Consider the following 15,414-nt stretch of genomic DNA (forward strand, 5'->3'; position numbering starts at 1 on the left):
ATCCCAGCCTATCGGGGCACGGGGGCCTCGTCGGCGTGCAGTCGGGCGTGCACCGTCGCGGCGAGCGTCGGCCCGACGCCCTTCACCTCGGCGATCGCGGTCTCGTCGGCGGCCCGCAGGCGGGCGACGGAGCCGAAGTGCCGCAGCAGCTCCTTCACCCGGGACGGGCCGAGTCCGGGGATCTCGGACAGCACCGAGCCGATGTCGCGCTTGCGGCGCTGCCGCTGATGCGTGATCGCGAAGCGGTGCGCCTCATCGCGGACGCGCTGGAAGAGGAAGAGCGCGTCGCTGTTGCGCGGGAGGATCACCGGGAAGTCGGCCTCCGGGGTCCAGATCTCCTCGAGGCGCTTCGCGATGCCGCAGAGGTAGATGCCCTCGACGCCGGATTCGCGGAGCGCCCGCGCCGCCGCGGCGACCTGCGGCTGTCCGCCGTCGACGACGAGGAGGTTCGGCCGGTAGGCGAACTTCTTGCGGCGCTCGGACACCTCGGGCGCGTCGGAGGCCTCCGCCTCGGACGATTCGCCGTCGTCGGCCCCGGCGTCGGCCCCTGCGGTCGCCGCCTCGGCGTCGGCGGGCGCCGCGAGGTACGCGAGCCGGCGGGTCAGCACCTGATGGATGGAGTCGGTGTCGTCGGTCGAGCTCGGGATCGTGAACCTGCGGTACTCGTCTTTGCGCGCGAGGCCGTCTTCGAAGACCACCATCGACGCGACGATGTTCGTGCCGCTCAGGTGCGAGACGTCGTAGCACTCGATGCGGAGCGGGGCATCCGCCATACCGAGCGCCTCCTGGATGTCCTCCAGGGCGCGGGACCTCGTCGTGAAGTCGGCACTGCGCCGCGTCTTGTAGAGCATGAGCGTCTGCTTGGCGTTCTGCGTCGCCGTCTGGAGGAGCGAGGCCTTGTCGCCACGCTGCGCGACCTTCAGCCGCACCTTGCGACCCGCCTGCTCGCCGAGCCACGCCTCGAGGGCGACGGCGTCGTCGGGGAGCTCGGGGACGACGACCTCGCCCGGCGGGCGGAGCCCGTCGCCGTACGCGTTCTGCACGACGGAGTCGACCAGTTCGCCGAGCGGGACGTCGAGCTCCTTGTCGACCGTCCACGAGTGGATGCCGCGCACGCGCCCGCCGCGCACGATGAAGAGCTGGACGGCCGCCGACAGCTCGTCGTGGTCGATGCCGAAGACGTCGAGGTCGACCGAGTCGCCGAGCACCATCGCGCTCTTCTCGAAGAACGCGTTCGCCGCGACGAGACGGTCGCGGTACCGGGCCGCGGCCTCGTACTCCTGGGCCGCGGCGGCTGACCGCATGCGCTGCTCGAGCTCACCAAGGATACGGCGATCCTGGTTCTGCATGAACGCGACGAATCGCTCGACGTTCTCGCGGTGCTCGGCGATCGTGACCTTGCCCGAGCAGGGCCCGAAGCAACGCCCGATCTGCCCGGCGAAGCAGGGCTTGCCGCTCGCCATCGCCCGCCGGTAGTCGCTGTCTTTGCAGGTGCGGATGGGGAACAGCTTGAGCAGGATCTCGAGCGTCTCGTTGATCGCCCACACCTTCGGGTACGGACCGAAGTAGCGCGCGCCGCGCAGCTTGCGATTGCGCGTGACGAACGCCCGTGGCGCCTCGTCGGCGAGCGTCACGGCCAGGTACGGGTAGGACTTGTCGTCCTTGAACCGCACGTTGAACGGCGGGTGGAACTCGTTGATCCACGTGATCTCGAGCTGGAGGGCCTCGACCTCGCTGCCGACCACCGTCCACTCGACCGAGGCGGCGCTCGTCACCATGCGCCGGGTTCGCTCGTGGAGGCTGCGGAGCGGGGCGAAGTAGTTCGAGAGCCGCGCCCGCAGGTTCTTCGCCTTGCCGACGTAGAGCACGCGCCGCTCGGCGTCGCGGAAGCGGTACACCCCGGGTTCGGTCGGGATCTCGCCCGACTTCGGCCGGTACGGGACGCTCCGGTCGTACGACGCTGCGCTGCTCATCGCCTCAGCTGGCGACGTCGGCGCGGTCGGCCGCGGCGTCGAAGATCTCGCGGAGGAAGTACCCGGTGTGGCTCTCGGACACCGAGGCCACCTGCTCGGGAGTGCCGGTCGCGACGATCTGGCCGCCGCCCGACCCGCCCTCGGGGCCGAGGTCGATGATCCAGTCGGCCGACTTGATCACGTCGAGCGAGTGCTCGATCACGATCACCGAGTTGCCCTTGTCGACGAGCTTGCCGAGCACCTTCAGGAGCTTCTGCACATCTTCGAAGTGGAGGCCGGTCGTCGGCTCGTCGAGCACGTAGACGCTGCGGCCGTTCGAGCGGCGCTGCAGTTCGGTCGCGAGCTTCACGCGCTGCGCCTCGCCGCCCGAGAGGGTGGTCGCGCTCTGACCGAGCTGCACGTAGCCGAGACCGACGTCGACCAGGGTCTTCAGGTAGCGATGGATCGCCGAGATCGGCTCGAAGAACTCGGCCGCCTCGCTGATCGGCATCTCGAGCACCTCGGCGATGTTCTTGCCCTTGTAGTGCACCTGGAGGGTCTCGCGGTTGTAGCGCTGGCCCCCGCAGACCTCGCACGCGACGTAGACGTCGGGCAGGAAGTTCATCTCGATCTTGATCGTGCCGTCGCCCGAGCACGCCTCGCAGCGGCCGCCCTTGACGTTGAAGCTGAACCGGCCCGGCAGGTAGCCGCGCGCCTTGGCCTCGTTCGTCTCGGAGAAGAGCGTGCGGATGCGGTCGAACACGCCCGTGTAGGTCGCGGGGTTCGACCGCGGCGTGCGGCCGATCGGCGCCTGGTCGACGTGGACGACCTTGTCGAGGTGCTCGAGCCCGGTCACGCGGCGGTGCTTGCCCGGTACCTTGCGGGCACCGTTCAGCCGGTTGGCGAGCACCCGGTAGAGGATGTCGTTGACGAGCGAGGACTTGCCCGAGCCGCTGACGCCCGTGACGGCCGTCAGCACGCCGAGCGGGAACTCGACGTCGACGCCGCGGAGGTTGTTCGCCTCGGCGCCCTGCACCGAGATCATGCGCTCGCGATCGATCGCCCGACGGCGAGCCGGGACGGCGATCTCACGACGGCCCGAGAGGTAGTCGCCGGTAAGCGAACGCGTGTTCTTCAGGAGATCGGCGTAGCTGCCCGAGTGCACGACGGTGCCGCCGTTGACCCCCGCGCCCGGCCCGATGTCGACGATCCAGTCGGCCGTGCGGATGGTGTCTTCGTCGTGCTCGACGACGATGAGCGTGTTGCCCAGGTCGCGGAGCGCGATCAGCGTGTCGATCAACCGGCGGTTGTCGCGCTGATGCAGGCCGATGCTGGGCTCGTCGAGCACGTAGAGCACCCCGGTGAGGCCCGAGCCGATCTGCGTCGCGAGACGGATGCGCTGCGCCTCGCCGCCCGAGAGCGTGCCTGCCGCGCGGGCCAGGTCGAGGTAGCTGAGGCCGACCCTGATGAGGAAGTCGAGCCGGAGCTTGATCTCGCGCAGCACCTGCGCCCCGATCTTCTGCTCGCGCTCGGTGAGCTCGAGGCGGTCCATGAATGCGCGGGCGTCGGTCAGGCTCAGCAGGCCGACGTCGGCGATGCTGTGGTCGTGGATGAGCACCGAGAGCACCTCGGGCTTCAGCCGCTTGCCGTCGCAGACCGGGCACGGCACCTCGCGCAGGTACTCGGACCACCGGGCTCGCTGCACGTCGGTCTCGGCCTGCAGGTACTGGCGCTCGATGTACGGCACGACGCCCTCGAAGCCCGAGCTGTAGCTCATCTCGCGGCCGTAGCGGTTGCGCCAGCGCACCTTGACCTCGAAGTTGTCGCCGCGGAGCACGGCGTTTCGAGCACCCTCGTCGAGCTGCTCCCACGGGGTGTCGAGCGAGAAGCCGAGATCGCGGGCGAGGCCGTCGAGCAGCTTCTCGTAGTAGTTGTAGAGGCTCTTGCCCTGCGAGGTCCACGGGAGGATGACGCCCTCGGCGATGCTCAGCTCGGGATCGCCGAGCAGCAACGCCTCGTCGACCGACATGCGGGTGCCGAGGCCCGAGCACTCGGGGCAGGCGCCGAACGGCGCGTTGAACGAGAACGTGCGCGGCTCGATCTCGGTGAGCTGGATGGGGTGCTGGTTCGGGCAGGAGAGCTTCTCGGAGAAGGTGGCCCACGCCTCGGGGCCCTCCTCGTCGACGTAGTTGACCTGGACGAGCCCGTCGGTCAGCCGCAGCGCGGTCTCGAGCGAGTCGGTGAGCCGACCGAGCACGTCGGGCCCGGCGACGAGGCGGTCGACGACGACGGAGATGTCGTGCTTGACCTGCTTCTTCAGCTTCGGCGGCTCGTCGAGCCGGATGACCTCGCCGTCGACCACGGCGCGCGAGTAGCCCTGCGCCGCGAGCTCGCGGAAGAGGTCGACGAACTCGCCCTTCTTCTTCGAGACGACCGGGCTCAGCACCTGGAACCGAGTGCCGGCCTCGAGCTCCATCAGCCGGTCGGCGATCTGCTGCACGGTCTGCCGCTGGATCTTCTCGCCGCAGACGGGGCAGTGCGGCACGCCGATGCGCGCCCACAGCAGTCGCATGTAGTCGTAGATCTCGGTGATGGTGCCGACCGTCGAGCGCGGGTTGCGGTTCGTCGACTTCTGGTCGATCGAGACGGCGGGGCTCAGCCCCTCGATGAAGTCGACGTCGGGTCGATCGACCTGCCCGAGGAACTGCCGCGCGTAGGCCGAGAGCGATTCGACGTAGCGGCGCTGCCCTTCGGCGAAGATCGTGTCGAAGGCGAGCGACGACTTGCCCGACCCCGAGAGCCCCGTGAACACCACCATCGCGTCGCGAGGAATCTCGACGTCGACGTTGTGCAGGTTGTGCACGCGGGCTCCGCGGACACTCAGGCGCGAATGGGCATCGAGACGTGAAACTGGCACCCTACGAGTCTAAGGAGGACCACCGACACGGACGGCTCGGCGGCACGCGCTCTGAGCGAACATATGTTCGATCGACGCGAACACGCGGGCGGTGGAGCGCCGCCGGGCGCCCCCGGGTGCTACCCGAGGTGCCCCGCCTTCTCCATCTGGCGGAGCTCGCGCTTGAGCTCGGACACCTCGTCGCGGAGCCGCGCGGCCAACTCGAACTTCAGCTCGCCCGCCGCCTCGAGCATCTGCTCGTTGAGATCGCGGATGAGCTCCTCGAGGTCGTTCGCGCCCTCGGCGGCGATGCCCTCGCGACGGAGGTTCGGCACCGGCGACTTCTTGCGACCGTCGCGGCCGGCGAGGAGCGCCGCGGTGTCGGCCTCCTCGCGCGCGAGGACCTCGGTGATGTCGGCGATGCGCTTGCGGAGCGGCTGGGGATCGATGCCGTTCGCCCGGTTGTACTCGAGCTGCATCTCGCGTCGGCGCGTCGTCTCCTCGATGGCCTGGTTCATCGAGTCGGTGAGCACGTCGGCGTACATGTGCACCTCGCCCGAGACGTTTCGCGCCGCACGGCCGATCGTCTGGATGAGCGAGGTCGCCGAACGCAGGAACCCCTCTTTGTCGGCATCGAGGATCGCGACGAGCGAGACCTCTGGCAGGTCGAGTCCCTCTCGGAGCAGGTTGATGCCGACGAGCACGTCGTAGACGCCCGCGCGCAGCTCGGTGAGGAGCTCGACGCGGCGGAGGGTGTCGACGTCGGAGTGCAGGTAGCGCACGCGGACTCCGGCCTCGGTGAGGAAGTCGGTGAGCTCCTCGGCCATCTTCTTCGTGAGCGTGGTGACGAGCACGCGCTCGTCGCGCTCGGCGCGCGTGCGGATCTCCTCCAGCAGGTCGTCGATCTGGCCCTTCGACGGCTTCACCACGATCTGCGGGTCGACGAGGCCGGTGGGGCGGATGATCTGCTCGACGACGCCGTCGGCGACGCCCATCTCGTACCGGCCCGGGGTGGCCGAGAGGTAGACGGTCTGCCCGACGCGGTTCTTGAACTCGTTCCACTTGAGCGGGCGGTTGTCGAGCGCGCTCGGCAGCCGGAAGCCGTGTTCGACGAGGGTGCGCTTGCGCGACGAGTCGCCCTCGTACATCGCGCCGATCTGCGGCACGGTGACGTGCGACTCGTCGATCACGACGAGGAAGTCGTCGGCGAAGTAGTCGAGCAGACAGTGCGGCGCCTCGCCGGGCTCGCGCCCGTCGATGTGCCGCGAGTAGTTCTCGATGCCGGAGCAGAAGCCGATCTGCTCCATCATCTCGAGGTCGAAGGTGGTGCGCATGCGCAGTCGCTGCGCCTCGAGCAGCTTGCCCTCGCGCTCGAGCTCTGCGAGCCGTTCGTCGAGCTCGGTGCGGATCGTGCCGATCGCCCGCTGCATCACCTCGGTGGACGCGACGTAGTGGGAGCCGGGGAACACCGGCACCGCGTCGAGCTTCGCGACGACCTGCCCGGTGAGCGGGTGCAGGCTGTAGAGCGCCTCGATCTCGTCGCCGAACATCTCGATCCGGATCGCCAGTTCTTCGTAGATCGGGATGATCTCGATCGTGTCGCCGCGCACGCGGAAGTTGCCACGCGAGAAGTCGACGTCGTTTCGCTGGTACTGCATCGAGACGAACTTGCGGATGAGCCAGTCGCGGTCGACCCGCTGCCCCACCTGCAACGGCATCATCGCGCCGAGGTACTCCTCGGGAGTGCCGAGGCCGTAGATGCACGAGACCGTCGAGACGACGACGACGTCGCGCCGGCTGAGCAGCGAGTTCGTCGTCGAGTGGCGCAGGCGCTCGACCTCGGCGTTGATCGACGAGTCCTTCTCGATGAAGGTGTCGGTCTGCGGCACGTAGGCCTCGGGCTGGTAGTAGTCGTAGTACGACACGAAGTACTCGACCGCGTTGTTGGGCAGGAGTTCGCGGAACTCGGTGGCGAGCTGCGCCGCGAGGGTCTTGTTGTGCGCGAGCACGAGCGTCGGCCGCTGCACCTGCTCGATGAGCCAGGCGGTGGTCGCCGACTTGCCCGTGCCGGTCGCGCCGAGCAGCACCACGTCGGTCTCGCCGGCGTTGATGCGACCGGCCAGCTCGGCGATCGCCTGCGGCTGATCACCGCTCGGACGGTACTCGCTGACGACCTCGAACGGACGAACTGAACGCGTGGCCTGCATCCTGCAAGTCTAGGTTCGCCCACCGACACGGCGGCCGGCGTTCGCCCGCGGCGCACGCGCCCGCCACGGGGCACGCCGACGCGTGGCGCTCACCGGCGCGCCGTCGACGCGGACGACGTGCCGTCAGGCGCGGGCGGCCCGGCGCGAGACGATGTCGGCCCAGAGGGCGTCGGTCTGACTCATCGTGTGGGCGAGGGTGCCGTCGGTGTCGATCACGACGTCGGCGATCTCGAGTCGACGCGTGTTGTCGACCTGGGCGTCGACGCGCGCCTCCGCCTGGTTGAAGTCGAGGCCGCGCTCCTCGACGAGGCGCTTCACCTGGGTCTTGCGCGGCGCGTTCGTCACGACGATGAGGTCGAAGGGGTGATCGACGGATGCCTCGACGAGCAGCGGCACGTCGTACACGACCACTGCGTCGGGGTTCTCGGCCTCGGCCTTCGCGATCAGCCTGCCCGAGAGCTCGCGGACGGCGGGATGCACGATCGCGTTGAGACGGGCGCGGGCCGCGTCGTCGGCGAAGACGAGCTCGCCGAGCCTCACCCGGTCGAGCGAGCCGTCGGCGCGCAGCACGCCGTCGCCGAACTCGGCGACGATCGCGGCCAGCCCGGGGGTGCCGGGCTCGACGACTCGACGCGCGAGCTCATCCGCGTCGAGGTGCACGGCGCCGTGCTCGTAGAGACGCCGCGCGACGGTGGACTTTCCTGAGGCGATGCCGCCCGTGAGGCCGATCAGATACACGTGACCACTCTAATCGTGCGACACTCGACACGTTCGAAGAGGAGGCGGCATGCTCGAACTGCTGACCGGCACGGGGCTCGCACTCGCCGCCGGCCTGAACGCGTGGATCCCCCTCGTGATCCTCGGGGCGCTCGACCGGTTCACCGGGCTCGTGGAGCTGCCGCCCGCCTGGGCCTGGCTCGCGAACGAATGGGTGCTGCTCATCCTCGTCGTGCTGCTCGTCGTCGAGTTCGTCGCCGACAAGATCCCGGGCCTCGACTCGGTGAACGACCTCGTGCAGACGGTCGTGCGCCCGACCGCGGGCGGGCTCGCCTTCGCCTCCGGCATCGGCTCCGAGACGGTGGCCGTCACCGACCCCGAGGCCTTCTTCACCTCGTCGCAGTGGGTGCCGCTCGCCGTCGGCGTGGGGCTCGCACTGCTCGTGCACCTCGGCAAGGCGGCCGCGCGGCCCGTCATCAACACGGCCACGGCCGGCGTCGGCGCCCCCGTCGCGAGCGCCGTCGAGGATGCCGGAAGCTTCGCCCTCGCCTTCGCCGCGATCCTCGCCCCGGTGCTCGTCGTGCTCGGCGCGGTGCTCCTCACGATCGCCGTCGTCCTCCTGGTGCGACGCCGCCGCACGCAGCGCGGGCGGAGCGCGGAGCATCCCTCGACACCCTGAAACGCCGGAAGGCCGGCCCCCGAGGGGACCGGCCTTCCGTCTCGCGAATGCGATCAGTTGTTGCTCGAGAGCTTCTCGCGCAGCGCCGCGAGCGACGCGTCGTCGGCAAGGGTGCCCGCGCCGGCCGAGTCGCTCGAGTACGAGGCACCGCCGGCCGAGAACGAGTCGTCGGCAGCCTGGGCGGCGAGCGAAGCAGCGACCTGCTTCTTGTGCGCCTCCCAGCGAGCCTGAGCGGCAGCGTAGTCCTGCTCCCACTTCTCGCGCTGGGCCTCGAAGCCCTCGCGCCACTCGTTGGTCTCGGGGTCGAAGCCCTCGGGGTACTTGTAGTTGCCCTGCTCGTCGTACTCGGTGAGCATGCCGTAGAGCGCCGGGTCGAACTCGGTGCCCTCGGGGTCGACACCCTCGTTCGCCTGCTTCAGCGAGAGCGAGATGCGGCGACGCTCGAGGTCGATGTCGATGACCTTGACGAAGACCTCTTCGCCGACCGACACGACCTGCTCGGCGAGCTCGACGTGCTTGCCCGACAGCTCGGAGATGTGGACGAGGCCCTCGATGCCGTCGGCGACGCGGACGAACGCACCGAACGGAACGAGCTTCGTGACCTTACCCGGGGCGACCTGGCCGATCGCGTGGGTACGGGCGAAGACCTGCCACGGGTCCTCCTGCGTCGCCTTGAGCGACAGCGAGACGCGCTCGCGGTCGAGCTCGACGGAGAGCACCTCGACGGTGACCTCCTGGCCGACCTCGACGACCTCGCTGGCGTGCTCGATGTGCTTCCACGAGAGCTCGGAGACGTGGACGAGACCGTCGACGCCACCGAGGTCGACGAACGCACCGAAGTTGACGATCGACGAGATGACGCCCTTGCGGATCTGGCCCGGGTGGAGGTTCGCGAGGAACGTCGAACGCGACTCGGACTGCGTCTGCTCGAGGAGCGCGCGGCGCGAGAGCACGACGTTGTTGCGGTTCTTGTCGAGCTCGAGGATCTTCGCCTCGATCTCCTGGCCGAGGTACGGCGTGAGGTCGCGCACGCGGCGGAGCTCGATGAGCGACGCCGGGAGGAAGCCGCGGAGGCCGATGTCGACGATCAGGCCGCCCTTGACGACCTCGATGACCGAACCGGTCACGACGCCGTCGGCTTCCTTGATCTTCTCCACGTCGCCCCATGCGCGCTCGTACTGAGCACGCTTCTTCGACAGGATGAGGCGGCCTTCCTTGTCCTCCTTCTGGAGAACGAGTGCCTCGACGGTGTCGCCGACGCCGACGACCTCGCTGGGGTCGACGTCGTGCTTGATCGAAAGCTCGCGCGAGGGGATGACGCCCTCGGTCTTGTAGCCGACGTCGAGGAGGACCTCGTCGCGGTCGATCTTCACGACGGTGCCCTCGATGAGGTCGCCGTCGTTGAAGAACTTCAGAGTCTTCTCGACCGCGGCGAGGAAATCGTCAGCAGATCCGATGTCGTTGATCGCGACCTGCTTGGGCGCCTTGGTCGTTGCGGTTGTCATGTAGTGAATGCTCCGTAAAGGACAATATCGAGCCCATCGCGCGGTAGAGCGTAAGTTGGTTCCGCGATGGGCATGCGGACAGGGATGTCACAAGAGTGACGTTCGATCCTAACGGATTCACGCGGCCCGCGGCAACCGGGCCGTCGGGCCGCGCTCCCGCGCCGCTGCGCTCCGTCCGCTCAGCCGAGGAGCGCCGAGCGCAGGGTGTCGAGACCGACGCCGCCGAGCGCGAGCGCGTCGTGATGGAAGTCGCGGATGTCGAACGCCGCCCGCTCGCGCCGCGCGACCTCGTCGCGGAGCTGCTCCCAGATGCGCTGGCCGACCTTGTACGACGGCGCCTGCCCGGGCCAGCCGAGGTAGCGGTTCACCTCGAATCGCACGAAGCCCTCGTTCATGTTCACGTTCCGCGAGAGGAACTCGTGGGCGTACTCCCCCGTCCACGCGCCCTGGCCGTCGGGGCGCTGCTTGCCGAGGTGCACGCCGATGTCGAGCACGACCCGGGCGGCGCGCATCCGCTGGCCGTCGAGCATGCCGAGGCGGTCGGCGGGGTCGTCGAGGTAGCCGAGGCCCTGCATGAGCCGCTCGGCGTAGAGCGCCCAGCCCTCGGCGTGCCCCGAGGTGCCGGCGAGCTGCCGGCGCCACGTGTTCAGCTGCCCGCGGTTCACGACCGCCTGGCCGATCTGGAGGTGATGGCCAGGAACGCCCTCGTGATAGACGGTGGTGAGTTCGCGCCACGTGTCGAACTCCGTCACGCCCTCGGGGACCGACCACCACATGCGACCCGGCCGCGAGAAGTCGTCGCTCGGCCCCGTGTAGTAGATGCCGCCCTCCTGCGTCGGGGCGATCATGCACTCCAGGGCGCGGATCTCGTCGGGGATGACGAACTGGGTGCCCGCGAGCTCCGCCACCGCGCGGTCGCTCGTCTCCTGCATCCAGCGCTGGAGCGCGTCGGTGCCGTGGAGCTTGCGCGCGGGGTCGGCGTCGAGGAACGCGATCGCCTCGGCGACGGATGCCCCGGGCACGATCTCGTTCGCGATCGACTCCTGCTCGTCGACCATGCGGGCGAGCTCTTCGATGCCCCACTCGTAGGTCTCGTCGAGGTCGATCACGGCGCCGAGGAAGCGCCGGGACTCGAGGGCGTAGACGTCTCGGCCGACGGCGTCGGCGTCGCCGGCGACGGGGGCGAGCTCGGTCTCGAGGAACTCGGCCAGCCGCCCGTAGGCCTCGCTCGCGGTGCCCGCGCCCGACTCGAGGTCGCGCCGGAGCGACTCGGGGAGCTCGGACTCCCCCGCCCTCGCCTCCGCGGCGAAGGTCGTGAAGAACCCGTCGGCCTTCGCGATGCGGCGTGCCTGTGCGGCGACCTCGCGCACCTGGCGGACGGCGGGGACGGTTCCCGCCGCGATGCCGGCGCGGAGCGTCTCGATGTAGCCGTCGAGCGCGCCGGGCACGGCGCCGAGGCGGGCGGCGACGCGCGACCAGTCGTCGACCTCAGCGGTCGGCATGAGGTCGAACACGTCGCGGATCTCCTGCGCGGGGCTCGCGATCACGTTGAGGTCGCGCAGGTGGAGACCTGCGTCGTGGCGCTCGAGCGCGAGTGCGAGCTCGGACCCGAGGTCGGCGACCGTGATCCGGTCGACGTCGTCGGCCGGCGTCGCGGCGCGCAGCGCCGCCGCGGTCTCGCGGATCGCGGCGATGTGCTGCTCGTGGCCGGCCGGCGAGTAGTCGGCGAGCCGGTCGTCGTGGCTCGTGCGGCCGATGTAGGTGCCGATGCTCGGGTCGAGGGCGACGAGGGTGTCGACCCAGCCCTCCGCGATTCGGTCGACGTCGGACGGGATGCGCTCACTCGATGCCATCCTTCGAACCTAGGACAGCCGAGACATCCCTGTCGACGTCGAGGATCTCTCGATCAGTGCCCCGCGTCCTCCCAGTTCGCGCCGCGCCCGACCTGGACGTCGAGCGGGACGAGGAGCTCGGCCGCGTTCGCCATCTTGTCGCGCACGAGCGCCTCGAGCGCCTCGCTCTCACCGGCCGCGACCTCGAAGATGAGCTCGTCGTGCACGGTCATGAGCATGCGGCTCGCGAGCCCCTGTTCGGCGATCTCGCGCTCGACGCTCACCATCGCGATCTTCATGATGTCGGCCGCGGAGCCCTGGATGGGCGAGTTGAGCGCAGCGCGCTCGGCGTTCTCGCGGTGCACGCGGTTGGGGCTGTTCAGGTCGGGGAACGGGCGACGTCGGCCGAAGATCGTCTCGGTGTAGCCGTCGATCTTCGCCTGCTCGACGACGCCCCGCAGGTAGTCGCGCACCGCGCCGAAGCGCTCGAAGTACTCCTTCATGAGCTGGGTCGCCTCGGCGCGGTCGATACGGAGCTGCTTCGAGAGGCCGAACGCGCTGAGACCGTAGGCGAGGCCGTACGACATCGCCTTCACCTTGGTGCGCATGAGCGGGGTCACGTCGGCGGGGTCGACCGAGAACACGCGGGCGCCGACGAACCGGTGCAGGTCCTCCCCTGCGTTGAACGCCTCGATGAGCCCCGGGTCGCCCGAGAGGTGCGCCATGATCCGCATCTCGATCTGCGAGTAGTCGGCGGTGAGCAGCTCGGCGAAGTCGGAGCCGTGGCGGAACGCCTTGCGGATCCGGCGGCCGTCCTCGGTGCGGATCGGGATGTTCTGGAGGTTCGGGTCGTTCGACGACATGCGCCCGGTGGCCGCGCCGATCTGGCCGTACGTCGTGTGGATGCGGCCGTCGGCGGCGATCGACTTGTCGAGCGACTCGACGATCTGGCGCAGCTTGGTCGCGTCGCGGTGCTCGAGGAGGTACCCGAGGAACGGGTGCGGGTTCGACTCCTGCAGGTCGGCGAGCGCGTTCGCGTCGGTCGTGTAGCCGGTCTTCGTCGCTCGCGTCTTCGGCATCGCGAGCTGGTCGAACAGCACCTCCTGCAGCTGCTTGGGCGAACCGAGGTTCACCTCGCGGCCGATCTCGGCGAAGGCGAGCTGGGCGAGGCCGGCCGCACGGTCGCCGAGCTCGCCCGACAGCGCCGCCAGCTCGGCGTGGTCGACGGCGACGCCGCGCAGCTGCATCGCGGCGAGCACCGGCACGAGCGGCATCTCGACCTCGGCGAGGAGCTTGCGCGAGGCCTCGGGCAGCGCGCGGAGCACCACCGGGGCGACGCGAAGGGTGAACCAGGCGTACTCGGGAGCGCCGGCATCGGCGCCCTCCTCGGGCACGAGCTGCGAGGGATCGGCCTGCGGGACGGTTTCGCCGAGATAGCGCTCGACGAGGTCGGCGAGGCTCTTCTCGGCGAGGATCGGGCGTGCGAGCCAGCCCGCGACGAGCGTGTCGAGCACGAGCCCGTCGATCTCGAGACCCGAACGCTCGAGCGCTTCGAGCTGCGGCTTCGCGTCGGTCATGATCTTGGGCGAATCGCTCGCGAGCCAGGCCTCGAACGGCGCGTAGTCGCTGCGACCGGCCTGCCACGGCAGGCGCACCGTCTCGGCGGCGGTGGCGATGCCCGCGCCGATCACCCGCCCGTCGACCACCTCGAGGCTCAGCCCGAGACCGGCAGGCTCGGCGGCCACCGCCTTCGCGAGCCAGGCCTCCAGCTCTTCGTCGAGCAGCAGCCTCGGCGTCGGGATGGGCGGGGCGGCCTGCTCGGGCGCGACGGCCGCCGCCGGGGCGCTCGCCCCGTTGCCGCTGCCGTTGCCGTTCGTCTCGCCCGAGGCGAGCTTGCGGAGCCGCTCGAACAGCGTGCGGAACTCGAGCCGCTCGAACACGGGGCGGACGGCCTCGATGTCGATCGGCTTCGCCGCGAGCTCGTCGATGCCGAGATCGAGCTCGACGTCGGTGACCAGCCGGTTGAGCCGGCGGTTGCGGATCGCGTTCTCGCGCTGGTCGCGCAGGTTCTGCCCGACGACGCCCTTGATCTCGTCGGCGTGCTCCAGGATGCCGTCGAGGTCGCCGTAGAGGCCGAGCCACTTCACCGCGGTCTTCTCGCCGACCTTCGTGATGCCGATGAGGTTGTCGCTCGTCTCGCCGACGAGGGCCGCGATGTCGGGGTACTGCTCGGGGCGCACGCCGTAGCGCTCGAGCACGGCCTCGGTGTCGTAGCGCTTGAGCTGCGACACGCCCTGGGTGTTCGGGTACAGGAGCGTGACGTCGTCGTTGACGAGCTGGATGGTGTCGCGGTCGCCCGAGACGAGCAGCACGCGGTAGCCCTCGGCGCTGCCGCGCGCGGCGAGCGTCGCGAGGATGTCGTCGGCCTCGAAGTCCTCTTTCTCGAGGGTGCGCACGCCCATCGCCTTCAGCGCGTCTTGCAGCAGGGGCACCTGGCCCTTGAACTCGACCGGCGTCTCGCCGCGGGTGCCCTTGTACTCGGGGTACTCGCGGGTGCGGAACGAGTGCCGCGAGATGTCGAACGCCACCGCGAGGTGCGTGGGCTTCTCGTTCTGCAGCAGCAGGAGCAGCATCGACAGGAAGCCGTGGATGGCGTTCGTGTGCTGCCCGTCGCGAGTGGTGAAGCTGTCGACCGGGAGGGCGTAGAAGGCTCGGAAGGCCAGCGAGTGGCCATCGACGACGAGGAGGGTGGGCTTGTCTGCGTCCGTCACCGCACCAGCCTACAAGCGGCCGCCGACACTCCCCGACGCGCCTGGCGCCCCTCGAATGCGAACGACGGATGCCTCGACGACACGTGTCGTCGAGGCATCCGTCGTTCGGGGCTCGAGGCCCTACTTCTTGGCGGCGAGCTGCTCGATGATCGCCTGGGAGACGTCCTTCATGGTGAGGCGGCGATCCATCGACGCCTTCTGGATCCACCGGAAGGCCTCGGGCTCGGAGAGGCCCATCTTCTCGTTCAGGAGGCCCTTCGCCCGGTCGACGAGCTTGCGGGTCTCGAAGCGCTCGACGAGGTCGCCGACCTCGGCCTCGAGCGCGATGATCTGGGCGTGCCGGGCCAGCGCGATCTCGATCGCGGGCAGCAGGTCGTTCGGCGTGAACGGCTTCACGACGTAGGCCAGGGCCCCGGCCTCGCTGGCGCGCTCGACGAGCTCCTTCTGGCTGAACGCCGTGAGGAGGACGACCGGGGCGATGTGGCCCTTCGAGAGCCGCTCTGCGGCGGAGATGCCGTCGAGCTGGGGCATCTTGACGTCCATGATGACGAGATCGGGTCGGAGCTCGGTCGCGAGCGCCACGGCCGTCTCGCCGTCACCCGCCTCGCCGACGACCTCGAAGCCGTTGTCGCGCAGGATCTCGACGATGTCGAGGCGGATGAGCGACTCATCCTCCGCCACGACCACGCGGCGCGGAGCTGCCGGCTGAGTTGATTCGGTGTCTGTCACGCAGGAAAGCCTACGGTATTCTGGGCGAGGCCTCAGGCCGGTGTGGCGGAATGGCAGACGCGGAGCACTCAAAATGCTTTGCCCGAAAGGGCGTGTGGGTTCGACCCCCACCACCGGCACCGACTC

At 69.5% G+C, this 15,414-nt stretch carries 9 protein-coding genes and 1 tRNA gene; 2 read left to right on the forward strand and 8 right to left on the reverse strand.

The window, feature by feature from the left end; genetic code table 11:
- Positions 1 to 8: 8 nt before the first annotated feature.
- From uvrC to coaE, 4 genes are all read right to left on the reverse strand, one after another.
- Positions 9 to 1,973: an excinuclease ABC subunit UvrC gene (gene uvrC / locus ACFVTH_RS15700; protein WP_387092837.1), complete on the reverse strand. Its 1,965-nt coding sequence runs from the start codon at positions 1,971 to 1,973 to the stop codon at positions 9 to 11.
- 4 nt (positions 1,974 to 1,977) lie between these two features.
- Positions 1,978 to 4,869 carry an excinuclease ABC subunit UvrA gene (uvrA, locus tag ACFVTH_RS15705; protein ID WP_387092839.1) on the reverse strand — a complete coding sequence of 964 codons (2,892 nt, stop codon included), beginning with the start codon at positions 4,867 to 4,869 and terminating at the stop codon, positions 1,978 to 1,980.
- Between the two features lie 119 nt (positions 4,870 to 4,988).
- Positions 4,989 to 7,055: an excinuclease ABC subunit UvrB gene (gene uvrB, locus ACFVTH_RS15710; RefSeq protein WP_386941061.1), complete on the reverse strand. Its 2,067-nt coding sequence runs from the start codon at positions 7,053 to 7,055 to the stop codon at positions 4,989 to 4,991.
- A 123-nt stretch (positions 7,056 to 7,178) separates the two neighbouring features.
- On the reverse strand, positions 7,179 to 7,793 hold the full coding sequence (coaE, locus tag ACFVTH_RS15715) for a dephospho-CoA kinase (RefSeq protein WP_387092842.1): 615 nt from the start codon (positions 7,791 to 7,793) through the stop codon (positions 7,179 to 7,181).
- 49 nt (positions 7,794 to 7,842) lie between these two features.
- On the opposite strand from coaE, the gene ACFVTH_RS15720 reads away from it, so the two are divergent.
- Positions 7,843 to 8,451 carry a DUF4126 domain-containing protein gene (locus ACFVTH_RS15720; RefSeq protein WP_387092845.1) on the forward strand — a complete coding sequence of 203 codons (609 nt, stop codon included), beginning with the start codon at positions 7,843 to 7,845 and terminating at the stop codon, positions 8,449 to 8,451.
- A gap of 53 nt (positions 8,452 to 8,504) precedes the next feature.
- On the opposite strand, the gene rpsA is transcribed toward ACFVTH_RS15720, so the two are convergent.
- The 4 genes from rpsA to ACFVTH_RS15740 all read right to left on the reverse strand — a co-directional run bounded on the left by rpsA (position 8,505) and on the right by ACFVTH_RS15740 (position 15,288).
- Positions 8,505 to 9,956, reverse strand: coding sequence for a 30S ribosomal protein S1 (gene rpsA, locus ACFVTH_RS15725; protein WP_244853900.1), 1,452 nt, complete (start codon positions 9,954 to 9,956; stop codon positions 8,505 to 8,507).
- Between the two features lie 179 nt (positions 9,957 to 10,135).
- Positions 10,136 to 11,809, reverse strand: a complete 1,674-nt coding sequence (locus tag ACFVTH_RS15730; RefSeq protein ID WP_387092848.1) for a DUF885 domain-containing protein — start codon at positions 11,807 to 11,809, stop codon at positions 10,136 to 10,138.
- 53 nt (positions 11,810 to 11,862) lie between these two features.
- Positions 11,863 to 14,559 carry a DNA polymerase I gene (gene polA, locus ACFVTH_RS15735; RefSeq protein ID WP_387092851.1) on the reverse strand — a complete coding sequence of 899 codons (2,697 nt, stop codon included), beginning with the start codon at positions 14,557 to 14,559 and terminating at the stop codon, positions 11,863 to 11,865.
- 120 nt (positions 14,560 to 14,679) lie between these two features.
- Entirely contained in the window at positions 14,680 to 15,288 is a 609-nt protein-coding gene (locus ACFVTH_RS15740) for an ANTAR domain-containing response regulator (protein WP_022888030.1), read from the reverse strand.
- A gap of 36 nt (positions 15,289 to 15,324) precedes the next feature.
- Here ACFVTH_RS15740 and ACFVTH_RS15745 point away from each other — a divergent pair.
- A tRNA-Leu gene (locus tag ACFVTH_RS15745) sits at positions 15,325 to 15,407 on the forward strand.
- Positions 15,408 to 15,414 lie beyond the last annotated feature (7 nt).

It is taken from the genome of Agromyces sp. NPDC058104, assembly GCF_042884835.1.
Classification (GTDB): Bacteria; Actinomycetota; Actinomycetes; order Actinomycetales; family Microbacteriaceae; genus Agromyces.

Excerpts from the sequence above, each read along its gene's own strand:
- uvrC (WP_387092837.1), bottom strand. The coding sequence starts at position 1,973 with ATGAGCAGCGCAGCGTCGTACGACCGGAGCGTCCCGTACCGGCCGAAG.
- uvrB (WP_386941061.1), bottom strand. The coding sequence starts at position 7,055 with ATGCAGGCCACGCGTTCAGTTCGTCCGTTCGAGGTCGTCAGCGAGTAC.
- ACFVTH_RS15720 (WP_387092845.1), top strand. The coding sequence starts at position 7,843 with ATGCTCGAACTGCTGACCGGCACGGGGCTCGCACTCGCCGCCGGCCTG.
- rpsA (WP_244853900.1), bottom strand. The coding sequence starts at position 9,956 with ATGACAACCGCAACGACCAAGGCGCCCAAGCAGGTCGCGATCAACGAC.
- ACFVTH_RS15730 (WP_387092848.1), bottom strand. The coding sequence starts at position 11,809 with ATGGCATCGAGTGAGCGCATCCCGTCCGACGTCGACCGAATCGCGGAG.